The sequence below is a fragment of the Salinactinospora qingdaonensis genome, assembly GCF_039539445.1.
GTDB lineage: Bacteria > Actinomycetota > Actinomycetes > Streptosporangiales > Streptosporangiaceae > Salinactinospora > Salinactinospora qingdaonensis.
Map to the genome: position 1 here is coordinate 66,802 of NZ_BAABDD010000007.1, position 23,080 is coordinate 89,881.

The following is a 23,080-nucleotide window of genomic DNA, read 5'->3' on the forward strand; positions in this document are numbered from 1 at the left end:
CAGCGGTGTTCCACAGTCGGCCCCCGTTCCTCGCTACGCTTCTCGCGGCCGGTCACGGCCGCATGCACAAGGAGACCACGCATGACTCGCTTCACCGTGCTCGTTGCCGCGCCAGAATCCCGTTCCGCCGTCCAGGCCGCCGCTGTGCGCGCCGCGGCGACCATCGAAGGTGTGACCTCGATCGCGGCCTCGCCGGAGGTTGTCGACCTCGCCGAGTTGGGGCCGGAGTTGCTCGCGCCGTCGCCGAGCCGACAGGTGACCGAAGCGCTCGCCCAAGTCGAGGAGAGCGACGTCGTCCTCGTCGCCTCCCCGCAGGCGCACGGCAGCTACACGGGGCTGCTCAAGGTCTTCGCCGACCGGTTGCCCGAACTCGCCTTGGCCCACGCCATCGCGGTGCCCATGGCCGCGGTCGACGACCTGCGCAACCACCGCAACCTTGAGGAGGACCTGCGGGTGCTCCTGTCCGACCTGGGAGCCTGGGTGATCGAGCCCGGCCTGTTGCTGTCCTATGGCGAGTTGGCCCAGCCGCACGGGGTGATTGACGCCTGGGCCGAGGTCGCCGCTCCCGCGTTGCGCGAGGCGATCGCCGTCGCCGCCTGACCGGAAGCCAACGCCTGCGTGTCCCGCCGCTAGGTTGTTGTTTTTTGAACGGCTGGGGTGCGGGGCTGCGGGGAGTGTTCTCCGTTCGCTCGTGCCTCGATCGCTTCGCGATCTCGCCAGCCAGGGGTGGCGGACGTACTTATCTGTTTATGCCTACTGTCGGTCCTGGCTGCTCTTTTAGGAAACAGGATTGAGGGGTGCGGGGCTGTGGGGGTGCTCGTTGTTGGCTCGTGCCTCGATCGCTTCGCGATCGCGCCAGCTTGCGGGGGCGCTCGCCCGCGTGCGCCCACCGCCCGCTTTCGCCGCCCTTTCCAAAAACAACAACCTAGCCGCCTTGCGTCGAGGGGCGCTGTGGGGCGGGCACGCGGGCGCCGGTGGCTTCGACTTCGGTCGTGGTCAGGCCGTGGGGGACCGGGCAGCCTTTGGGGAAGGTCCCGATCTGGTTGACGTCGTAGCCATCGGGGTAGCTGCGGATCTTGCCGCTGTTTTCGACCAGCATCGGTTCCTCGCGTGGGGGCATGTGGCGGACGATGCGGGCGCGGGTGCGTAGCGCGGCGTTGGCCGCCATGCGCCACAACCGTGACGGTGACCGGTAGCCGAATGCTGTGATCAGGCGCTGGTCCAGCAGGGCCATGCTGAAGCGGCGCATGAGCGGCTGTTGCCACGTGGGGGAGAAGCTGGCCATCAGGTCGAGGGTGGCATCGGAGACCTTCCGACCGCCGTCGGAGTAGCTGAAGTGCTCCTGCTCGTAGGAGTCGAACAGCTCGCGGAAGGCTCGGTAGGTTTCGGGGATATCCCGGATTCCCATGTGCTTGCCGAGTTCGCGGTAGTAGTTGGTGGTGGCGGTGATCTCGTGTTCGGTGAGCCGGCGCCAGCCGTAGCGCCACTCGTTGAGCCAAACAACCGGCATGACGACGAACGTGCTGAGCACGTAGCGGTAGTCATCGTTGGAGATGTCGTAGCAGCGGTGCATCTGGTTCATCCGGCGTAGCGCGTCACGCCCCTTGCCCGGCGTGAAGCCGTGCGTCAGCATCGCGTCGAGCAGCAGCGCCGTGTCGTCGTAGCGGCGCTGGGTACGTTCGGTGAACTCCCTGGTCCCAAGCAGCAGCTCACCGATGCTGGGCACCGCGTAGGTCCGGTAGAGCGCCAGCCCTAGCGCCTGGCTCATGTCCCAGGGGAATTCATGGGCGGTAAGGATCTGCGTGATACGCAGATAGTCCTGCGCGGCGTCGAGCCGGTGCGTCTCGTGGTACCAGTCGAACCGTTTCACTGCCCCGTGCCCTCTCCGTTGTACTGCCCGCTGCTGGAGCCGGCCGGCGTCGCGCCCACGGCGAAAACGGCTGCGCCTCCGGCAGTGTGACTACTTTCCCACACTGCGTCACGGCCTTTGCCTCGGGCCTTGGCGAGAGCTTCCCGCGCCCGCTCAAGCAGCGGGCGCGGGACGGTGTCAAACGGCGGGGGCCATGGTGTCGGCGACATGGCGCACCAGGGTCAGTAGGACCTCTTTATCCGATTCCCGTACCCGGGCGTCGCACGTCACGACCGGCACCTGCGGGGCGAGGCTCAGGGCGCCGCGCACCTCCTCGGGTTCGTAGTGGTAGGCCCCGTCGAAACAGTTGACGGCCACGATGAACGGCACACCGCGCTGTTCAAAGAAGTCCACGGAGGCGAAGCACGTCTCCAGTCGGCGCGTGTCGGCGAGCACCACCGCGCCGAGAGCCCCCAGCGCCAACTCGTCCCACATGAACCAGAACCGTTGCTGGCCCGGCGTGCCGAACATGTACAGCACTAGATCGTCGTTGATGGTGATGCGCCCGAAGTCCAGCGCGACCGTGGTCGTCGACTTCTCTTCGACCCCCGCGAGATCGTCCACGCCCATACTGGCTTCTGTCATCACTTCTTCGGTGCTCAGTGGGGCTATCTCACTGACCGCGCCCACCAGGGTCGTCTTCCCGGCGCCGAAGCCGCCGGCGATGATGATTTTGAGAGCGGAGGGGATCGCAGCGCGTCCGCCGTCTGCATCAGAGTCGTTGGATGCCATCGAGTACCGCCTGAAGTACGTCCCGGCTCACCGGGCTTTCTGCTGTGTAAGGGGCGCGGGCGAGGACGTAGCCGCTGTTGATGAGGTCACTCAGCAAGACTTTGACCACGGCTACCGGGATGTCCAGGCGCGCTGAGATCTCGGCCACCGACTGCGGACGCTGGCACAGCTCAAGGATCGCGATCTGCTCAGGTTCCAGGGCGATCTCGTCGGCATCGACGCGGGCCGCGATGACCACGCTGATCATGTCGAGCTGTACGCTGTCGCGACGCTGTCGCCCGAACGTCAGCACATAGGGCCGTACCAGCGGGTCGCTTTCCGGTAGTCCGGACTCGTCATGCGAGGTGTCATGGGAATCGTTCATCGGCTCTCCCCCCTACCGGGAAGGGCTCTCGGAGACCTGATCGCTGCGGGAGGGTTCTGACTCCTCGGAGCGCGGGGGCGCGTCGAGGAACGAACCCACCTGTTCGACCAGGACGTTCATCTCATAGGCGATGAGCCCCACATCGGAGTCTTCCTCGGCGATCACCGACAGGCAGGCGCCTGAACCGGCGCCACTGACGAACAGGTAGGCGTGCTCCATTTCCACCACGGTCTGGAGCACGCGACCGCCGCCGAAGTGGCGTCCGGTGCCACGCGCCAGGCTCTGGAAAGCTGACGCCATAGCTGACAGGTGCTCGGCGTCGCTGGTCGTGAGCTCTTTTGACTTTCCGATGAGCAGGCCGTCGGCGGAGAGCACGATCGCGCACCGTGTCCCGACCGCACGGTCGATGAGCTCGTCGAGTAGCCAGTCCAAGTCCCTAGAGGCGTTATTCGTCACGATGCTGTTCCTTCTCGCTCTCGTTGTGGAGCTGCCGTCCGTCCTGGCGCCCTCTCCTCGTGCCGTCTTGGAAGGCGGACAGCTTCCGGCGCAGTTGCCTTGAGCGATCGGCGGAGTCTCCCGATGACCGGCCGGACGGTGTGGCTGAGCCGGCCGGTGGCAGGGAGACCACAGAGCCGCCGGAAAGCTCCGGGGCCAGGTTCGCCTGCGGGGTGCGTTTGGGCAGGCTAGGGCGTTGGGTGGCGGCGCCGTTAGAACCCGCGGTGGCGTCCGCGAGGTGGGGGGTCGGCGTGGCGGGGTGGGGGGAGGCGCCACCCGAGTGGGACGAGTGCCGACTGCGGCGCGGTAGATCGGCTTTGCCGCTGCCGGGCTCCTGTCCGGCGGCCGTGGGGGCGCCGTTTTCGGGAGTCGGCGCCTGAGGTGGGGCGTCGCCGGACTCGGTCGCAGGGTCGGTGTCGTGGCGGACGTCCTCGGTCTCCCCGGTCTCTTCGCTGGTGGCCGCCGCGGGCGCGTCCGGCTTGTGGGGGGCAAAGACCCGGGGTGGGATCTGGTCGGCTCGATCGTCGGTGTCGTCGGCGGTACCGGGGGTGGGGTCGGGAGCGTCGGTGACGATCAGTGAGGAGGGCAGCATCACGATCGCCTGGATTCCACCGTAGGGGGAGGGGCGCAGGATGACCTTGATGCCGTGGCGCTGGGCCAGCCGGGAGACCACGAACAGTCCCAGCCGCATCTTCTCGTTGAGGCGCATCACGTCGAACTCTGGCGGGTTGGCCAGGAGGTCGTTGGCTGCGGCGAGTTCGTCGTCCTTCATGCCGAGGCCGCGGTCCTCGATGTCGATGCTTACGCCGTTGGGCAGCCGCTCGCTGTGCAACTGGACCTGGGTGTGGGGCGGGGAGAACGTGGTGGCGTTGTCGAGCAGCTCGGCGACGATGTGGATCACGTCGGCGACCGCGGAGCCGGTCAGGGAGACTCGCGTGATCTGTTGCCGTTTGATCCGGGTGTAGTCGCCCGATTCGGAGATGGCGCCGCGCAGCACGTCGATGAGCGGCATGGGACGGTGCCAGGTGCGGCCCGGCGACTCCCCGCCCAGGATGAGCAGGTTCTCGGCGTTGCGTCGGGAGCGTGTCGCCAGATGGTCGAGTTTGAACAGTTCGGTGAGGTGCTCGGGGTCCTCCTGGGCGCGTTCCATCTGGTCGAGGAGCCGGAGCTGGCGGTGGACGAGGGTCTGGCTGCGGTGGGCGATGTTCAAGAACACCTTGTTGACGCCGTCACGCAGCTCGGCCTGCTGCACAGCGGCCTCGACGGCGGTGCGCTGGGCCGCGCTGAACGACTGGGCGACCTGTCCGATCTCGTCGTTGCTGTGGCTGCTGTCGGGGACCGCCGCCGACACATCGACGTACTCGTTGCGCTTCAACCGTTCCACGATGGTGGGCAGTTGATTGTCGGCGAGTTCTTGGGTCTGGTCGCGCAGCAGGTTCAGTCGGGAGGTCAATCGTTGCGCGGCACGCAGCGCGATGAGGACCGCCAGCACCGCGATGCAGGCCACGCCGAGGCTGCCGCCGATGGCCATGAGCATCGTGTTCCGGGCGATGTCGGCCTGCTGCTCCACGGTGTGGAGGGCCTGCTCGGTGGCGATGTCGCGTAGTTGCTGCTTGACCGGGGAGTAGACCTCGCGCCACTCCTGCTCACTCACCGGGGTCGACATGTCGTAGGACAGTTCGAGGGTGTTCGGGTCGGCGCTGGCGGTGGTGCGCCGCTTGGCGATCTGGTTTTCCAAGCCCACGAGCAGGGAGTACTCGTTGCTGTTGCGCAGCTCGGCGAGCTGGTCGCGCTCCTCGGGGGCCATGTGGGGCGCGACTGCGTCAAGGTGGCTGTGGTAGGCCCCGATGAGGCGGGCGAACTGCTGCTGCTCGGTGACGGTCATCTCGCCGCTGGCGAAACCGCGGGCGAGGTAGGCGTCAGCTTGGGAGAGGTTGTCCACGGCCCGGAAGGTGTAGGTCGCACTGAGCCCTGAGCCCACGACCTCGGAGGGCGAGGTCGCCCGAGCCTGCGAGTCGAACAGTTGGGCGCCGGCCCGCATCAGCGAGTTGTAGGATTCCAAGACTTCGGCGCGCGTCGCCTGGCCGGTGTCGACCCGGGTGCGCAGTTCCGACGTGCTGTAGGCGTAGCCCGTGAACGTGTCGAGGGCCTCCTCCACGGCCGGTGGGGAGATCGTGCGCAGGCTTTCCAGATCGCTTTGGAGGTCTTCGGTGATGTTGTCGTTGACCTCCCGCGCTTGGTTGAGGCGTTCGCGGTTCTCCTGGGGGCGTTCCAGATAGGCGATGGTGGCCGAGCGCTCGTCCATCGCCGCGATCAGCGCTCTCGACGCGGGAGCGAGCCCTTCCTCACCGGCTTTGGCCGTCAGGTACTGCTGCACGGTGACGAACGTCAGGTATCCGCTGATCAACAGCCACAGCACGATGAGGGCTGAGGTCGGGACGAGGACGATCATCCTCAGGCGTGCCTTGATTGTGCGTGTTCGCCGCTGTTGTGCTGCCTGCACTGTTCTCCTCTAGCCCATGGGTCGCTCGATCCACGCCGAAACGTGGCCGGGAAGTGCCGGTGGGAAGGGTGTGGGTGCGGCTCTCCTGGGGGAGGGAGCGCTGTCTCCGGCGCGGGCGCTACAGAACGGAATCGGTTGAATCCGACCGGGCGCGTCAAAAAAAGGTTGTAACTCACACCAAGTGGTGAATCCGGTCATCGGATAGTACCTCGCTCACACTGGCGACGCCGCTGCGAAGCCTCTATGAAACCCCCGCGTAACGCCTCGCTATATGCCGCGAGCGCCGGCGTGTGGGCGATCGTGACGGCATATCTCCACGTCAGGACGGGGGTGAGGCAAATTGCCACCAGTAAAGGTCGTACAAACAATTACCAAATAGTTACAAGAATCCTTTCTGTCGCTGCATCGCGCCAGAAAGTGGCAGTCACGTGCGTTCGGAGATGATGTGGTTACGTACGGCTAATAATGGCCGTAATGTCGCTCTTTTTTATATTTTTTATGGCCAAAAACAGAGGGAGTGTGCGGGGTCAGTGTCCATTGCATTAGCCTTGCGTAATCATGAAGTTGCTCAATGCGTCCGACGGAGGGGGCGTCGGCATGGCCGTCACTGCGCCCGTCGCCGCGGTGGCGTTCGCGATTGTGGTGGCAGTCGCCCTGTTCCTGGCCGATCAGCACCGGCGTTACGGTCGGCTCTGGGGCTGGTCCGGACAGGTGACCCGGGCCGTGCCACTCGTGGGTTGCCTGCTGGCAAGTTACGCGGTCGCCCCGCTGCCGCAGGGACCCGAGATCCGTTGTTCGGCCACCCCGACGGTGTGGGAGCCGGCGGCCACACTCACCCCGCTGACTCTTTCCGGGGTCGCCCACGCCAGCATCGCCCTGGGGGCGTTCCTGCCAGTGGGGATACTGGCCCATTACCGTTACCGCCGCGGGCTCGGTACCACCGCCGTGTTCGCCGCGACACTCGCGGCGGGAGTGGAACTCCTCCACCTCACCGCCCTCGTCGGGCTCTACCCGTGCCCTTACCGGGTTGCCGCCACCGACGACGTGGTTTTCGGCATCCTGGGGGCGTCTTTGGGGTGGCTTTTCAGCGTTGTTCTGACACCCCCGCTGGCACGTGGCTGGCCCGCCGCCGTCCCCGACCTATTGCCTCCGGGACTCGCGCGGCGCGCGCTGGGCCACATTCTTGACGTTGGGCTGTGGTGGTTTGGCGCGCATCTGCTCACCGCCGCCCTCGTGGCAGGCTCGGTGGTGTCGGCGGAGGAGTCCGGGCCAGTGCTGGCCGCCGCCCTGCTGGCGCTCGCCGCGCTCGTTGGCCCCCTCGTCTCCTTGCCGCGCCGCGACCGATGCACCCCCGGGCGAGCCGCCGTCCATCTGGCGATCGTCGGAATAGGGCACCCCCACCCCGCCCCACGCTGGCGGGTGGCGCTACGCTCAGCGCTGCTGCACGGACCGATCGTCGCCCTGGTCTGTCTGGGACTGGGCTGGTGGGCGATCGCCGTCATGTTCACCCACGCCTCAACCGCCCTGGTCCGCTATGACCAGGTCGGACTGGTCGACCTGCTCACCGCTACCCGGGTCGCCACGCGCACCGCGGTCGACGGTGAGCTTCCGCGTCGCCTTGTGAAGCATGGCCACCCGGCCCCCACCATCAGTGGAGCCCGCTGAGGAGGCGGCGCCCGCGGGGCGCCCTCAACTCCAGGTGCTCACGCCGATCCCAAGGCCGATGAGCACCATAGCTCCCCCCAACGCCGCAAGCATGCCCCGCAGCCAATGACTCACCCATGCGCCTTCGACGACACGGGCTCGCTGCGGGTACGCCGGATCGTAGGTCACCGTGACGTCGTTGCCGGCGCGAGCAGCGGTCCACCCCGTGGCGTCATGGGCGACGAGAACTTCGTCGCCGTCGTCGGTGTGGAACCGCACGACAATGCGCGAGGTGCCGCGCGACTCCTCATAGCCGGCGATCTGGCCGCGCACGCGCGTCCCGCGTGCGGCCAGCAGGGAGTCACGCCGTGCCTCGCTCACCGTCCAGACCAGCAGCGCCAGGCCAATGGTGATGGGAAGCAGGGGGTACAGTGCCACGGTTTCCCCCTCCCTCCATACGCACATCTGCCGTCTCGGGCCAATCCGTAACCATTTTTACCGTTGGCCCCTAACGAGCGGTAGGACATTTGGGTTCCCCGCGTCGAATTATTTCCGACCTGAGGAGGAGAAGGGGCGCGCGACCGAAGGGGCGCCGCGGCCGATAAATCCCCCGCAGGGGGAAGCGGCGGGCGAGGACACTCCCCTACCGTGAGGCGAGGTGGTCAATAGCCGCATTACGGGGGCGTCGGCCATGGCCACCGCAGTGAGGGCGGGGTCCGGCCCGGGCACGTTTCCGGACCCCATACGGCAGGTGGGCGCGGGCAGGTGAAGCCCGGCCCACCGCAGCCCTCTCCCGCGCCACCGCCGTTGGCCCGAGAGGTCACCAGCTCGTGTCGAGCGGTTTACCCTCGCTGAAGCCGGCCGTACTTTGGACCCCCACCGTGGCCCGCTCGAAGAACTCCGCCAGCGTGGTGGCCCCGGCATAGGTCATCGAGCTGCGGACACCGGCCACGATGTCGTCGATCAGGTCCTCGACGCTGGGACGCTCCGGATCGAGATACATCCGCCCTGAGGAGATGCCCTCCTCGAAGAGTGCTTTGCGGGCCCGATCGAAGGGGGAGTCGTCGGCCGTTCGCAGCCGCACGGCGCGTGCCGAGGCCATGCCGAAGCTCTCCTTGTACAGCCGTCCCTGCGCGTCGCGGGTGACGTCGCCGGGCGACTCGTAGGTCCCAGCGAACCAGGAGCCGATCATCACGTTGCTCGCACCGGCCGCCAGCCCCAACGCGACATCGCGCGGGTAGCGCACGCCGCCGTCGGCCCACACCGACCGGCCCAGCTCGCGCGCTGCCGCGGCACATTCCAGCACGGCGGAGAACTGGGGGCGCCCCACCGCGGTCATCATGCGGGTGGTGCACATAGCTCCCGGCCCCACCCCCACCTTGACGATGTCGGCACCGGCCGCGATCAGGTCACGGGTGCCTTCGGCGGTGACGACGTTGCCGGCGACGATCGGCACCCCCGGATCGAGGGCCCGAACCTTGCGCAGCGCCGAAAGCATCTTCTCCTGGTGGCCGTGAGCGGTGTCGATAACCAACACGTCGGCGCCGGCCCGCAACAGGTCGGTGGCTTTGCTGGCCACGTCGCCGTTGATCCCCACGGCCGCGGCGACGCGCAACTGCCCGGCGCTGTCGACCGCCGGTTGGTACAGCGTGGCGCGCAGCGCCCCCGTGCGGGTGAGCACACCGACGAGGGACCCTTCGGCGTCGACGACCGGGGCCAGGTAGTGCCGGAAGTCGTGCAGGGTCCCGAAGGCCTCCTTGGGATCGGTCGCCGCCGACACCGTCAGCAGGTCGGTCGACATCACCTCGCTGAGCTGAGTGAACCGATCCACACCGGCGCAGTCGGCGTCGGTCACCAACCCAAGGGGACGGCGGTGCTCGTCGATGACGATGACCGCGTTGTGGGCCCGCTTGGGCAGGAGGTTGATCGCGTCACCGACCGTGCTGGTCGGTTCCAGGGTGATTGCGGTGTCGTGGACAAGGTGGCGTTGTTTGACCCACGAAATGACCTCGGTGACGACGTCGAGCGGGATGTCTTGTGGGATGACCGCCAGCCCGCCGCGCCGCGCCACCGTTTCGGCCATGCGGCGGCCGGCGACCGCGGTCATGTTCGCGACTACGATGGGGGTGGTCGTGCCGGACCCGTCGTTGGTGGCCAGATCCACGTCCAACCGTGATCCCACAGCCGAACGCTGCGGCACCATGAACACGTCGCTGTAGGTCAGATCGTGGTTGGGAACCTGGTCGTTCAGAAAGCGCACGCCTCTACCTCAGTGGTTGCTGCCAGGGCACGGCGCCACCGCCATCAACTCCGATGCCGGGGCGCTAACCCTGTGTACCCATCACAATTACGGCTGTACCGATTGGGGTATTTCTCACCTCTCTGCAATGATCGGTCGGCCGTACCACATATACCCCTGCCGCGTTCGGTCACGTTGAGCCGCCCAGCGCGGCACTGTCCCCGGCCAGGAGAACAGATGACGAGCTTCACCCTCGCTGACGTCCGTGAACGCACCTACAAGAAGCGCGATGCGTGGTGGACGGTATTCCTGGTTGATCCGCTCGCCGCACGCCTGGTCGTATGGACCGCCAACCGCACCACCATCACCCCCAACCAGCTCACCTTCTCAGCCGGCGTTTTGGGCCTAGGCGCGGCCGGCTGTTTCGCGCTGGCCACGTGGCCGTGGCTGATGGCCGGAGCGCTGCTCTTTCACCTCAGCTTCGTCCTCGACTGCATGGACGGTAAAATCGCCCGCCTTAAAGGCAACGGATCGGTGTTTGGCGCATGGGTGGACTTCGTCTTCGACCGTATCCGCTTCTTCGGCTGCATGCTGGCCCTGCTGATCGGCCAGTGGGCGGCGACCGGGAACGTCCTCTACCTGATTCTCGCCCCGGTCGTGACCTTCCTCGACCTGTTCCGCTACCTCAACGGGTCACAGGTGGCCAAAACACGCCGGTCCATGCGGCGGCAGTTGCGAGTCGCGGCGCGAGGCTCCAACGGTTCCCCAACCGTAAGCCCCTCTGAGACCGCTGACACTGAGGCGACCGACCCCGACGGCGCCGACCCTGAGAGACCGGCCGAGGCGGACCCGGCGCCGGTGGTCTTCATCGAGGAGGCGCTGCGGGACAACCCCGACCTCGACGCTGAGACACTGCGCAACGACGCCCACGAGAGTGGCGCGCGTGTCATCGACGTCCACCGCGGCTTCACCGACCGGTTCCGCTGGTACACCAGTGTGCGCAACGCCCTGCTGCGCGGGCGGGTGCGGCCCCACCTGTTCAGCGGGATCGAATTCGAGATGTTCATCTGCATCCTCGCCCCGCTGACCACCCTCATCGTCCCGGTCACTCTCCTGGCCTGCGTGGGGCTCCTGGTCTTTGAAGTCGTCATCATCTACAAGCTCTGGCTGGCCACCCGCGACTTCACCGCTGAGATGGCGAAACTCCAGCGGGGGTGAGTTCCACCTCACATCTGATTGCCTCTGTCCCCGCCCGACGCGCCTCGGAGCAGTGCTGAGCGGGCCGGACACGGCGCGACGGCGGCCGGTGCGTCCACGCCGATCTCTGACCACGCGCCAGCGCGCCATGCCAGCGGGTTTCGTCGATCGTTTGAGATTTCGTTCTCGCTGGCGAGAGAATCGGCGCGGTGGTGGCCGAACCCCTTGTGAAAAGCGCCGTTACCCCAGCACGACGACAGACGAAGGCGGTGGACGCAGTGCCGCAGGCGGTCGAACCACAACATGCCGCGCACATCGGTGGCGCGGTCATGCGACTCTTAGACGAGATCTTCCCCCTCGTCGAGGGTTTCTACGTGGATCTGCACCGAAACCCGGAGTTGTCGCACCAGGAGCACCGCACTGCGCGTTCGGTGGCCGAATGGCTTTCGCGCGCCGGATACGAAGTCACCGCCGGGATCGGCGGCACCGGGGTGGTCGGCGTCTTGCGCAACGGCCCAGGCCCCACGGTGCTGCTGCGCGCCGCCATGGACGCGCTGCCGGTGGCCGAACGCACCAGCTTGCCCTACGCCAGTACCGCCCGCGGCGTCGACGCCGACGGTGACGAGGTACCGGTCATGCACGCCTGCGCCCACGATGCGCACACGGCGTGCCTAGTGGGAACCGCCGACCTGCTCGCCAGCGCCCGAGAGCAGTGGAGCGGCACGCTGCTGGTCGTCGCCCAGCCGGGCGAGGAGACGTTGGACGGCGCCGCGGGCATGCTCGCCGAACGGCTCTACCCCCGGTTCGGCCGCCCCGACGTCGCGCTGGCCCAGCACATCGGTTCGGCGCCGGCCGGGCTGATCCAGCACCGCGCGGGCACGATCCTGGGAACATCGGCACGGTTGAAGATCCGCGTGTTCGGCTCCGGTGGCCCCAGCACGCGCCCCCACACCACCGTCGATCCGGTGATGACCGCCGCGAGCATCGTCACCCGGCTACAGACGGTCGTGGCCCGCGAGATCGACCCGAAGGACGCCGCCATGGTCAACGTGGGCGTCATGCGCGCTGGTGCGCGGGTGGGGGCAGTGCCCGACGAGGCTTACCTGGAGATCGACACCCGGACCCTCACCGAACGGGCGGCGGCCAAACTCCACACCGCCATCGAGCGGGTCGTTCACGCCGAGTCCCAAGCCTCGGGCGCTCCGCGCGCGCCCGAGATCGTCCGCGATCAGCGGGCGCGGGTCACCGACAACAACCCCGACCAGACCGCGGTCGTAGCTGCGGCCCACCGGGCCTTCTTCGGTGACGACTACGTCCTCGACCTGCCCGACCCCATCATCGGCAGCGAGGATTTCCCCGAGTTCGGCCTCCCCGACGATCCCGACCCCGTGCCCTACGTCTACTGGTTCATCGGGGGCACGCCGCACGAGACGTGGAACGAGGCTCCCGGCGAGACGCCCTACGAGAAACTCGCGGCGGTGCCCGAAGCCCACGCGCCCGACTTCGCGCCCGATCGCGAACCCACGCTGCGCGCCGGGCTGGCGGCCATGACGATGGGGGCGCTCGCCTACCTGGGGCGCGCCGACGCTGCGGGCGACAGCGCGCCGGACATGGCCCGTACCGGCGAGCGTCCACCGCCGGTAGAGGCGGCCCACGCCGCTTTCGGAGACCACGTCGACCCCGAACCGCCCGAGGAACCCGCCGCGGCTGCGGCCGAGGAGACGGGCGAGTCGACGCACCGTGCCGATATGGCCGACCTCCTCGCCGACCACCCTGAAGAGACGGGCGAGTCGACCCACCGTGCCGATATGGCCAACCTCCTCGCCGACGCCCCCGAGGAGACGGGCGAGTCGACCCACGCCGCCGACATGGCCGAACTGCTCGATCCGCCCTCTCCGGCGCGGGGGCCGACGCGGGGCACCGCTACCGGCCCTTCGGAAAGCCTGGCCGGGGCCGAGCCGCCCTCCGGGCCGGCCTACCCCGCTCCGCCGCCCCAGGGACCTCCGGTTGCCGCCCCGCCCCCGACCTCGGACGACACCGACGACGAGCCGCCCCACCGACTTTAGACCTTCGTCGGCGGCCACCTTGATCGAGCGGTGGCCGCCGACGCCTCTGTCTCCCGGTTGCCCCGGCTGCTTTCTGTGGTTTGTCGGTCGCGTCGGTTGCAATAGCGCTGTCGGCGGGGGTCCCGTCGCTCGTGCCTCGATCGCTGCGCGATCTCGGCAGCTCAGGGGTGGGGTGTGTTTGGGGTGGATGCTGTGGTTTGGTGTTGTGTGCTGGGAAGTCGTTTCTTTGGCTCAGGATGAACGCCCCTCTCCGATGTCGTGTCTGGGGAGGGATACTCGTTGTCGTGTCCTGGGGTTGTAACGGTGTCCTCCCTCGTGGCCGCCCGCGTCGGTTGCAGTCGCCTCAGCCACCGCTGCCGTCAGGCTGCCGAGATCGTGCAGCGATCGAGGCACGAGCGAACGACACCACCTGCCCGCCCCGGATTGCCCCCTGGCGACCCCCGTCCGGGGCCGCGATTCGCTCGCTGCCGGGCCGTTGTCACCGAAATAGGTCGTCCTGGACGGAGAATGGGTCCATGCCGAGGAGGATCTGTTGGGGAAACCACCGGCGACGGCGTGCCCTCCGGCACCCGCGGGAGAATTCACTCTTGGCGATGTGCGTGGCCGTCACCGTGCTCGCCGTAGTCGGGGCGGTCAATCGTTCGCTGACCAACTTCAGCACCGACCCCCTGCTCCTCCTGGGCATCCCGGCCGTGGTGTTCTTCGCCCGCGGCATGCTCTACGCGCGCCAGCGCGTCAACGGCGTCCTCATCAGCGCCTCCCAGTTCCCGCAGGTGCACCGCATGGTGGTCGACGCGGCCCGCGCCTTCGACCTCCCCCATGTGCCCGACGCCTACGTGGTCGCCGGCCACGGCCAGATCAACGCTTTCGCCTCCGGTCACGGCTTCCGCCGCTATGTCGCCATCAACAGCGACCTGTTCGAAGTGGGGCAGCGGCTCGACGACCCCGAGACGTTGCGGTTCGTCATCGGCCACGAGGTCGGCCACATCGCCGCGGGGCACAGCTCGTTCTGGCGGCAGTTCGGCATCTCGGTGGCCAACATCATCCCCGGTGTGGGCTCCTCTCTCAGCCGCGCTCAGGAGTACACCGCCGACAACCACGCTTTGGCGTTTTGTCCCGAAGGGATGCGGGGGCTGCGGGTGCTCGCCGCGGGCAAATACCTCTATCCGGCAGTCGACTTCGACGAGATCGCCGATCGCGCCCGCGTCGAGCAGGGGTTCTTCGTCACGCTGGTGAACCTGTTCTCCACCCACCCGGTCAACACCTGGCGATTCGCCGCGCTACGCGACCGCAGGCGCCCGGGCCGGGTGCTGTGAAGCCACGGCCGCACTGCCCCGCGGATGCGGCGACGGCCGGGTCACAGTTGTGGTTGGCGGTGGCGTCGCCCCGCGCCGCTGAGCAGCAGCACGCGCACATTCATGTACACCTGGAACGCGACCGTGAAGAAGATCGTGCCCGTGCCGATGTAGACCACCATGCTCAGCAAGCCGATGATGAGCCCGACAACGAGCCCGTGCCAGCCTTGGTAAAGGTGGGCCAGCGCGTAGAGGACCGACGACGCCAGCACCACCTCCCACAGTGGCAGCCCCAAGCTCAGGCCCAGAGCCAGGAACAGGCTGCGGTAGAGCAGCTCTTCAAAGACGGCGCTGCCGACCACCAGCCACCAGGCGAGGCGCCGCTCGCGTCGCGAGCGCGCGGCGATAGTGGTGATGACGTGTTTCGTTCGGGCAGAGTCGGGATCGACGAGTGGCTCGTTGCGGCCACGGCTCTTGCGTTCCCGGGTGATCAGCCACGTCACCAGCCACGCCAGGAGCCCCCCGAGCACAGCGCCGATGACAGGGGTGAACCACAAGGGCGGGCGTAGCCCCACGTCGCCCGGAGCGAGGTCGCTCGCCAGCACGAGCACCGCGACGATGACGACGATTCCCGCCACGTCAGTGATCAGGTGTGAACGGTAGAAGCGCACGAGAGCATCGGGGTCGGTGGGGCGGTCGCGCTCCAGCCGCGCGAACTTCAGTACCGCAAGCGGCGGTATCCCCACAGCGGCGAACACCACCAGGGCCAGTCCCACATACGTCGCGACCGGGCCGAGCTCGGGGATGCTCTCTGTCCATAGCACGCGCCACAGCCTAGGAGGTCAGCTCATGTGCACGCATCCTTCGCCCGTGCCGCATGAGCCGTGCATCCGGCCTCTCACCACGAACTCCATGTGATGTTCACTTTTTGCTGAGGAATGTTTCATGTTCTGATCTGCTAATCGATTTCCTCTTGTGATAGCGCGCCGCCGGCGTAACGGTGGAAGTGTCCCGCGTCACACGACGCGGGCTCCGCGTTACCCGTGGGGAGTTGATGAGGTATGGCGGACAAATCTGGTTCGGTGACCAACGGCAGGGCACCCGAGGCCGACCTGCCCGCGAACATCCGCAACGTGGTTCTGGTCGGCCCTTCCGGAGCGGGAAAGACCACCCTGGTAGAAGCGCTGCTCCGCCAAGCGGGAGTCATCTCCCGCGCGGGCCGCGTCGAGGAGGGCACCACCGTCAGCGATTACGACGACGTGGAGATCCGACAGAAACGCTCCGTCAACTTGACGGTCCAGCCCCTCCAGGTCGGTGACATCAAGGTGAACCTCCTCGACACCCCCGGCTACGCCGACTTCGTGGGCGAGCTCCGCGCGGGCCTGCGCGCGGCCGACGCGGCGCTGTTCGTAATCTCGGCCGTCGACGGCGTCGACGGCCTCACCCAACTGCTGTGGCAGGAGTGTGCCTCACTCAACGTGCCCCGGGCCGTGGCCGTCAACAAGATCGACCATGACCGCGCCGACTTCTTCGGCGCGCTACACCAGTGCCAGACGGCCTTCGGTGACGGTGTCCTGCCCGCCTACTTCCCCGTGACCGCGGGTGGCGGCGAGGGCGCAGCAACCGGGCTGATCGGTTTGTTGTCACAGCGCTTCTACGACTACACCGCGGCCGGCTCTCCCCCACGCCGGGAGGCCACCGCTCCAGGGGGTTCCACCGAGGCGCCGCTGCCCGCCGACACCGCGGAGCAGGTCGCGGCCATGCGCGAAACCCTCATCGAGGGCGTGATCCAAGAGAGCGAGGACGAGACGCTCATGGACCGCTACATGGCCGGTGAGGAACTCGACCCCGATCTGCTCATCGCCGACCTGGAGGCGGCGGTGGTCCGCGGCGGTTTCCACCCCGTGCTGGCGGTCTCGGCCACGACCGGTATCGGTGTCGCCGAACTCCTAGCGGAGCTGCCGCGCGCCTGCCCCAGCCCGCTGGAGCGCCCATTGCCGCGGGTGACCACAGTCAACGACAAACCCGTTCAGGAATTCACCTGCGATCCCGCGGGACCACTCCTGGCCGAGGTGATTAAGACCAGCAGCGATCCCTACGTCGGCCGGGTCAGCCTGGTGCGCGTATTCTCCGGGACGCTGCTGCCCGACGCTGTCGTCCACGTGTGCGGCCACGGCCTGGCCGAGCGCGGGCACGAGGACCACGACGTCGACGAGCGCATCGGCGCCCTCTCCACCCCGTTGGGCAAGCAGTTGCGTCCCATGCCTCGGGCGATGGCCGGCGACATCTGCTCTGTGGCCAAGCTCGCCCACGCCGAAACCGGCGACACCCTCTCGGCCAAGGAGCAACCGCTGCGGATGCCGCCGTGGACCTTCCCCGATCCGCTGCTGCCCGTGGCGGTACGTGCGGCGAGCAAGGGCGACGAGGACAAGCTCTCCCACGCCATCGCCCGGCTGACGGCCGAGGACATCACGCTGCGGCTCGAAGTCAACCCCGAGACCCACCAGATGCTGCTGTGGTGCATGGGGGAGGCCCATCTGGACGTGGCGCTGGACCGGCTCACCAACCGCTACGGCGTCAAGGTCGAAACCGAGCAGGTGCGCATCCCGCTCCGGGAGACCTTCGCGATCCCCACCCAGGGCATGGGGCGCAACGTCAAACAGAGCGGCGGTCATGGCGAGTACGGCGTCTGCCACATCAAGGTGGAGCCGCTGCCGTCGGGCTCTGGACTGGAGTTCGTCGACGAGATCGTCGGCGGCGTGGTGCCGCGCCAGTACATTCCCTCGGTGGAGAAGGGCATCCGCGCGCAGATGGAGCAAGGGGTGCGCTCGGGGTACCCCATGGTCGACATCCGGGTGACCCTCTACGACGGTAAAGCCCACTCGGTGGACTCCTCCGACATGGCCTTCCAAAAGGCCGGCAAACTCGCGCTGCGCGACGCCGCCGGCCGGGCCCGCGTGTCGATGCTGGAGCCGGTCGACGAACTGTCGGTGCTCGTGGCCGACGCCTACATGGGCGCGGTGATGAGCGACCTGTCCTCGCGCCGCGGGCGCGTCATCGGCACTGAGGCCGTGGGGGAGGGGCGCACCCTGATCCACGCCGAGATCCCCCAGTTGGAGATCACGCGCTACGCCATCGACCTGCGCTCCATCTCCCAGGGCACGGGCACCTTCAGCCGTCGCTACCTGCGCCACGAACCGCTGCCCGACCACCTGGCCCAGACCTACATCACCGGCGAGCACGCCACAGCCTGAGCCCACCACCCGGCGCTTCCGGTGACGGCCGCGACGGCACCGCCGTCGAAAACGGTGGCCGGTCGAACGACCGGCCACTCTCACCCACCGCGGGGACCGCTACTCCCGCCACCGTGCGTGACGCTTCGCAACCACCGCCGCGCCAGGACGGGCGCGTCGCCCGTGCGCTCATGCTGCTGTCCCTGCAACGCGGGCACTACGCGCCCATCACGGTCGGTCGGACGCGGCGAAGCGCGTACATCTCGGCGTTGGACGAGGCCAACGCCGGCGATCTGCGTCCGCTGGTCCGCTTCTTCGCCCGGCTTGAGGAGCAGGCCCTGCGCGCCGAGATGCAGGCGCCCCTCTCTCCGGTGGCGCAAGGAACCGGGGCGGTGGCGATCGCCCGAGCCTACGCCTCGCGGCTCAAAGCGCGCGAGATCGAGAACCACACCGTCAAGCGACAGAAAGGGACGGAATTCGCCAACGCCCCGCACCGCTACCTCACGAACCTCCTGAACGACCTCGCCGGCCAGGTGAGCGAGGCGTTCAAGGACGCCGACCCGCAGGCCAGAGCCAGCGTGGACGCCGCCGCTCCTCAAGAAGAGAAGGCGACCTACTGGAAGGGCCAGTTGGCCCATGCCGCGAAACTCGCCGACTTCTACGCCAACCTGGCCGAGGGAGCGTGGTGGGTGCGCCTGCACCTGCGGATGCGCGGCTACCTGTTGCGGTTCATCACCGCCGTACAGAAGGTGGGCCACGGCGAGACCGGTGTGCTCGCTTTGACGTGCTACGCAGAAGTGCTGGACGTCTCTTCCGACTCCACCACCTTGCTGTGGCGGGTATTCGACCCCTCCAACCTCCCCGACAGCGTGACCTTCGTCTACACCGATGACGCCGACGCCCGATGGGCGGAGGTCACAGAGACCGTCGACGCCGCCCTCAGTGTGGCGATCAGGCAGTTCGCCGAGGATCTGCCTTAGCCGGCCGCCCGCGCGTGGCGCGTCCGGGGAAGCGGCGGGTTCGGCGCCGACTGTTCCACGGCGCCCACGAGCAGGGGGCGAGCGCCCTGTGAAAACCCCCGCCTCTCGCCGGCTCAGCCGCGGACGGTCTCGATGATGCGCTCGGCCAGCTCGGGCGTGGCGGCCACCACCCCCGACCAGCGGCGGGTGAGATCGGTGTCGATCTCCAGCGGGCGGTCGAAAACGTCACGTACCACCCCGCCGGCGGCGGGAACCATCACCAGCGCGGCGGCCAGGTCGACGATACGGTGCGCGTCGTTGCCGGGGTCGACGAAGGCGTCGAACGACCCTTCAGCCACCAACGCCGCCTCCAAGCAGGTCGTGCCCAGCACACGCACCCGCTCCGCGCGCTCGGCCAGGTGCCACCAGGACCGCCCGATCTCGGGGTGGGGACGCAGCAGGCCGAGCGCGGCGCCGTCGAGCTCGGTGCGCCCGGAGGTGCGGTAGGCCGTGTCCTCCCCCACGATGGCGTGCCAGCAGCGGCCAGTATCCAACCAGCAGGTCAGCGCCTCCGTCGGCACACCGTCCTCGACCATGACCCCGGCGAAACACGACAGCGGAACCCCGGAGGCGGCGTTGTTCGAACCGTCGACCGGGTCAACGACCATGGTCAGTGCCGAGGCGTTGTCGACAAAGCCCACCTCCTCGCTGAGCAGGTTCACCCGGTGGCGCCGCGCTGTGTCGGCGATAGCGCCCTCCACCAGCTCGTCGACGCGCATCGTGGCGGTGCCGTCGGCGCCCGTGCGGCTCGACTCGGCCAATTCGCCGCGCGTGTGCTCCGCTCGGGCCTCGCCGTAGGCACGCGCGGCGCTCAAGGCCGCCGACACCAGGGCGGGGTGGGCCTCGGGAGGCGCGGCGGGGTCGGGAACGGGCCAGGTGATCTTGCTGGACAAGGGTGCTCCCTAGGTGTGCTGGTCGGTCGAAGGCGATGGCGCTGACCGGGCCAGGGCATCGCGCGTTTCCCATCGGCCCGGTCCACGGCTCCGGCCAAAACTATCCCCACTGCTGGCCGAGCCGCTTAGCCCCCACCTTTTCCGTGGTAGACGCCTTCGGTGACCCGACGGCGCTGTCGTTCTGGGATAACAGTGAAGAGTTGGGACGAAAAAAGTGAATGAAGAATCTTTTTGTTCGCGTCATGCCGGGGTGGTTCGCCGCGCCGCAGTGAGGTTGGTGAACACCTGGCCGCGTCCCGTGTGAGGTCGGTAACGCAACGGCGGAGTTCACCTGTCCGGGGAATCCGGCTCCCCTTACGATACGCACATGCTGAACACGTCCCTCAGCCTTGACCGAATCGAAGCCGCCGCGCACCTCATTGATCCCGTTTTCCGCGCTACACCTCAGATTATCGACGAATCACTGTCACGATCCCTGAACCGGGAAATCATCCTGAAAGTCGAAACCCTCAACCCCATACGCTCGTTCAAAGGGCGCGGAGCCGACTTCTGGCTGCACGACTCCGCGGAGCGGCGCATGGTGATCTGCGCTTCCACCGGCAACTTCGGCCAAGGTCTGGGGTATGCGGCCCGACAGCGCGGGCTGTCGGTTCGGGTATTCGCCCCCACCCCCGCCCTCTCGGCGAAGGTCACCCGGATGCGGGAGTTGGGCGCTCGCGTCGTCGTGGGCGGCGCTGACCTCGAAGAGGCGAAGGAGGCCGCTTTGGCCTCCGCCAATGAACGCGACGACCGCGTGTTTGTCGAGGACGGCGCACAACCGCAGATCGCGGAGGGGGCCGCCACCATCGCCGTCGAGCTCGCGCCCCTCCTGCCGGATACCGTTGTGGTCCCCGTGGGCAGTGGGGCGCTCATCTCCGGTGTCGCCACGTGGCTCAAGGCGCACCGTCCCCGCGTCAAGGTGATTGGCGCCGTCGCCGCTGGCGCGCCGGCCATGGCCCATAGTTGGCGTTCGGGTACCCCGGTGTCGACATCGGCAGCGCGCACCGCGGCTGACAGTGTCGCGCTGCGCGTACCGGCGCCCGCCGCGGTCGCGTGGCTGCGCGACGTCGTCGACGACATGGTGTTGATCGAGGAGGAGCAGATTTTCGCCGCGCTGCGCCTGCTCCGCGACCAGCTCGGGCTCATCATGGAACCGGCCGCGGCTTTGGGGCTCGCGGCGATCGTCAACCACGACATCCCGGGAGCGCGGGTTGCGACGGTCCTCACCGGCAGTAACTTCGCGCCCGAAGTGGTCAAGTCGCTTTGACCTCAGGGGCGCCCTCGACGGTCGCGCGAGGCAGAGTCGAGGCCGCCAGGGGCGGTATGGCCGAGTGCTGACCCTCCCGGCAGCGGGTTCCTTGCCGGGAGTCGGGGAGGCGCCACTGTGGTGACAGGAGTCATCGGGCACGATAGAGGGGTGTCCGATGTCTTACACACCGCAGCACCGCCAGAACGACTCCATCGGGAAAGGCTGCTCACCTCTGACGGTGTCCGTGTCGACTCCGTTCTGCTCAGCCGCAGCGAGGACCGGACCACCGCGATCGTCCTCGCCAACGGTTTCACTGGCACCTGGCGCAGCCCGCACACGAGGATGATCGCTCGGCGGATGCTCCCCCTGGCCGACGTGATGACGTTCGACTTCCGTGGCCACCACGACTCCACCGGCCGTTCCACCGTCGGCGACCGCGAAGTCCTAGATCTGCGGGCCGTGGTCGACCACCTGCACGACCGTGGCTATTCCCGTATTGCCACCGTCGGGTTTTCAATGGGTGCCGCGGTTGTCGTGCGCCACGCCGCGACCTTCGGCGGAGTCGCCGCGGTCGTCGCCATCAGTGGCCCCAGCCGCTGGTATGACCGCGCCACACCGCGGATGCGGCTGCTCCACTTCGGCGTGGAGCAAGCGGTGGGCCGGCTCTTCTTGCGGCTAGCCCGCAGAGTGCGGGTCATCGACCGCCACTGGGACCCGGTGCCCCCGGACCCCACCGAGTCAGCCGGAGCCATCGCTCCGACCCCCCTCCTGGTCATGCACGGTGACACCGACCCCTACTTCTCGGTGGAACACCCCCAGCGCGTCTACGACGCCGCTGGCCACCCCAAAGAGCTGTGGCTTGAGAAGGGGATGGGCCACGCCGAGCGGGCTATGACTCCGGAGCGGGCCAGCCGGGTCACCGGGTGGCTGGCCACCCACCTCACGCCGCCTCCCTCGGAAGACGCGGCGCCTGACTGAGCCCCTCCGCCACCCCTGCCGCCCCCGGGGCCAGCCGTTTCCCCGAGCGGTCGAGGCTGGGGCCTGCATAGGCCCCAGACCCTCGCCGCGACACAGCCGCCCCGCCGCCCGCCTCCCAACACCGGGAGGGCCACTCGCCGGCGGGAGAGGCGCTTGTGGGGTCAGTACGAGGAGACGTGCACGTGGTCGTAGTGGTTGGCGGTGACGCTGCCCCGGTCTGGCATCGCTTTCCAGCCGGCGCCGGGGTTGCGGGAGTCCCAGATGCGCTGCTCCCAGATCACATACATCACACCGAGCCGGTCGGCGTTGGCGCGGGCGTAGTCGGCGATCTGCTGGCCGAGTTGTTGGTTGGCCGCTGAAGGCATCGCTCCGCCGGCGCTCATCATGAAGTCGCAGGCGCGCCCCGAACCGTGCTCGCCGGAGTCACCAGGGCGCAGGCAGCCCACCGGATAGGGGGCGCCGAACCGACCGATGATCTCGTCACGGATAGCCGCCATGCGCGGCGTCGCTCCGTTGAAGCCCCACCCCTTGGCGCTCTCGGGCACCGTGCCGGTGCCGCCGCCACCACTGCCGCCGCCATCGCTGTCGGGGGGCGGGGCGGGGGTTTGTTCGGCTTCGTAGCGTTCGATCTTCTCGGCGACTTCCTCGCGCTGGCCCTCCAGGTCCTCGACGAGTTCCTTGGCTTCCTCCAGCGCGGCGTCGGCCTTGTCAGCAGCCTGTTGCTGTTCCTCACGCACCTCTTGCAGGGTCAGCACGCGCGCGCCGTTGCTGTCGGCGACGTGGCTGACCAGCGACGCGCTCTCCAGCATCTCCTCTGGGGAGCTGGCCAGGGCGATTTCCATCGCCGGGTCGATGCCGGTGCTCTTGTAACGGGTCGCGGCGAGTTCGGAGACGCTGGCGCGTGCCTTGTCCAACCGCGCGTTGACGTCGTCGAGTTCCCCCTGCGCCTCCTCCGCGGCCTCCTTGGCGGCGTCGTACTGGCGAAGTTCGCCGTTGTACTCCTCCTCAAGAGCGTCAGCCCGCTCGTTGAGCTCGGAAAGGCTCACGTCCTCCTCATCGGGGGCCCCGTAAGCGGGAGCCGGTGTCGCGACAGCCGTGATCGCGAGCAGGCCGGCGCAGGCGGCTCGGCGCAGTCGCAGGTGAGAAGGCGCAGAGGGGTGAGAAGAGGACGGGGCAGGTCGAGTCACTGTCGCTCCAGGGATGAACCGGTGGCCTCGCCTCCACA

19 protein-coding genes are annotated in these 23,080 nt (G+C 68.0%); 9 read left to right on the forward strand and 10 right to left on the reverse strand.

Annotation, left to right across the window (positions count from 1 at the left end; translation table 11 throughout):
• The first annotated feature begins 81 nt into the window (after positions 1–81).
• A complete protein-coding gene (locus tag ABD848_RS09460; protein WP_344969823.1) occupies positions 82–600 on the forward strand; it encodes an NADPH-dependent FMN reductase in 519 nt (172 codons plus the stop codon).
• Between the two features lie 325 nt (positions 601–925).
• On the opposite strand, the gene ABD848_RS09465 is transcribed toward ABD848_RS09460, so the two are convergent.
• From ABD848_RS09465 to ABD848_RS09485, 5 genes are all read right to left on the reverse strand, one after another.
• Positions 926–1,870: an oxygenase MpaB family protein gene (locus tag ABD848_RS09465; RefSeq protein ID WP_344969826.1), complete on the reverse strand. Its 945-nt coding sequence runs from the start codon at positions 1,868–1,870 to the stop codon at positions 926–928.
• 177 nt (positions 1,871–2,047) lie between these two features.
• Complete coding sequence (locus tag ABD848_RS09470) at positions 2,048–2,641, reverse strand: GTP-binding protein (RefSeq protein WP_344969828.1); 594 nt, start codon at positions 2,639–2,641, stop codon at positions 2,048–2,050.
• The gene (locus tag ABD848_RS09475; protein ID WP_344969831.1) at positions 2,622–3,005 is read right to left on the reverse strand and encodes a DUF742 domain-containing protein; all 384 of its coding nucleotides are present in this window, start codon (positions 3,003–3,005) and stop codon (positions 2,622–2,624) included. The genes ABD848_RS09470 and ABD848_RS09475 overlap by 20 nt, the downstream gene beginning before the upstream one ends.
• Positions 3,006–3,017: 12 nt before the next feature.
• The gene (locus ABD848_RS09480; RefSeq protein ID WP_344969833.1) at positions 3,018–3,461 is read right to left on the reverse strand and encodes a roadblock/LC7 domain-containing protein; all 444 of its coding nucleotides are present in this window, start codon (positions 3,459–3,461) and stop codon (positions 3,018–3,020) included.
• The gene (locus ABD848_RS09485) at positions 3,451–5,952 is read right to left on the reverse strand and encodes a sensor histidine kinase (RefSeq protein WP_344969836.1); all 2,502 of its coding nucleotides are present in this window, start codon (positions 5,950–5,952) and stop codon (positions 3,451–3,453) included. The genes ABD848_RS09480 and ABD848_RS09485 overlap by 11 nt, the downstream gene beginning before the upstream one ends.
• A gap of 609 nt (positions 5,953–6,561) precedes the next feature.
• Here ABD848_RS09485 and ABD848_RS09490 point away from each other — a divergent pair.
• Positions 6,562–7,668 carry a VanZ family protein gene (locus ABD848_RS09490; RefSeq protein WP_344969838.1) on the forward strand — a complete coding sequence of 369 codons (1,107 nt, stop codon included), beginning with the start codon at positions 6,562–6,564 and terminating at the stop codon, positions 7,666–7,668.
• Between the two features lie 24 nt (positions 7,669–7,692).
• On the opposite strand, the gene ABD848_RS09495 is transcribed toward ABD848_RS09490, so the two are convergent.
• Positions 7,693–8,085, reverse strand: coding sequence for a DUF3592 domain-containing protein (locus ABD848_RS09495; protein ID WP_344969842.1), 393 nt, complete (start codon positions 8,083–8,085; stop codon positions 7,693–7,695).
• 382 nt (positions 8,086–8,467) lie between these two features.
• Entirely contained in the window at positions 8,468–9,907 is a 1,440-nt protein-coding gene (locus tag ABD848_RS09500) for a GuaB1 family IMP dehydrogenase-related protein (protein WP_344969844.1), read from the reverse strand.
• Between the two features lie 216 nt (positions 9,908–10,123).
• Here ABD848_RS09500 and ABD848_RS09505 point away from each other — a divergent pair, with 216 nt between their 5' ends.
• The 3 genes from ABD848_RS09505 (at position 10,124) to ABD848_RS09515 (ending at position 14,465) form a co-directional block, all read left to right on the forward strand.
• Complete coding sequence (locus ABD848_RS09505) at positions 10,124–11,104, forward strand: CDP-alcohol phosphatidyltransferase family protein (RefSeq protein WP_344969847.1); 981 nt, start codon at positions 10,124–10,126, stop codon at positions 11,102–11,104.
• Positions 11,105–11,412: 308 nt separating this feature from the next.
• Positions 11,413–13,149 carry an amidohydrolase gene (locus ABD848_RS09510; RefSeq protein ID WP_344969849.1) on the forward strand — a complete coding sequence of 579 codons (1,737 nt, stop codon included), beginning with the start codon at positions 11,413–11,415 and terminating at the stop codon, positions 13,147–13,149.
• 515 nt (positions 13,150–13,664) lie between these two features.
• On the forward strand, positions 13,665–14,465 hold the full coding sequence (locus ABD848_RS09515) for a M48 family metallopeptidase (protein ID WP_344969851.1): 801 nt from the start codon (positions 13,665–13,667) through the stop codon (positions 14,463–14,465).
• 41 nt (positions 14,466–14,506) lie between these two features.
• On the opposite strand, the gene ABD848_RS09520 is transcribed toward ABD848_RS09515, so the two are convergent.
• Complete coding sequence (locus ABD848_RS09520; protein ID WP_344969853.1) at positions 14,507–15,268, reverse strand: CPBP family intramembrane glutamic endopeptidase; 762 nt, start codon at positions 15,266–15,268, stop codon at positions 14,507–14,509.
• 237 nt (positions 15,269–15,505) lie between these two features.
• Between ABD848_RS09520 and ABD848_RS09525 the strand changes: the two genes are divergently transcribed.
• Both ABD848_RS09525 and ABD848_RS09530 read left to right on the forward strand, forming a co-directional pair.
• Positions 15,506–17,698 (forward strand): elongation factor G-like protein EF-G2, encoded by a 2,193-nt coding sequence (locus tag ABD848_RS09525; protein ID WP_344969856.1) that lies wholly within the window; start codon positions 15,506–15,508, stop codon positions 17,696–17,698.
• Between the two features lie 113 nt (positions 17,699–17,811).
• On the forward strand, positions 17,812–18,657 hold the full coding sequence (locus ABD848_RS09530; protein ID WP_344969858.1) for a Fic family protein: 846 nt from the start codon (positions 17,812–17,814) through the stop codon (positions 18,655–18,657).
• Between the two features lie 113 nt (positions 18,658–18,770).
• Here ABD848_RS09530 and ABD848_RS09535 read toward each other — a convergent pair whose 3' ends face one another.
• Positions 18,771–19,589, reverse strand: a complete 819-nt coding sequence (locus tag ABD848_RS09535; protein ID WP_344969860.1) for an inositol monophosphatase family protein — start codon at positions 19,587–19,589, stop codon at positions 18,771–18,773.
• Positions 19,590–19,956: 367 nt separating this feature from the next.
• Between ABD848_RS09535 and ABD848_RS09540 the strand changes: the two genes are divergently transcribed.
• A complete protein-coding gene (locus tag ABD848_RS09540) occupies positions 19,957–20,895 on the forward strand; it encodes a threonine ammonia-lyase (RefSeq protein WP_344969862.1) in 939 nt (312 codons plus the stop codon).
• A gap of 150 nt (positions 20,896–21,045) precedes the next feature.
• Complete coding sequence (locus ABD848_RS09545) at positions 21,046–21,855, forward strand: alpha/beta hydrolase (protein ID WP_344969864.1); 810 nt, start codon at positions 21,046–21,048, stop codon at positions 21,853–21,855.
• A 161-nt stretch (positions 21,856–22,016) separates the two neighbouring features.
• Here the strand turns inward: ABD848_RS09545 and ABD848_RS09550 are convergent, their stop codons facing one another.
• Positions 22,017–22,901 carry a coiled-coil domain-containing protein gene (locus ABD848_RS09550; RefSeq protein WP_344969867.1) on the reverse strand — a complete coding sequence of 295 codons (885 nt, stop codon included), beginning with the start codon at positions 22,899–22,901 and terminating at the stop codon, positions 22,017–22,019.
• Between the last annotated feature and the right edge of the window lie 179 nt (positions 22,902–23,080).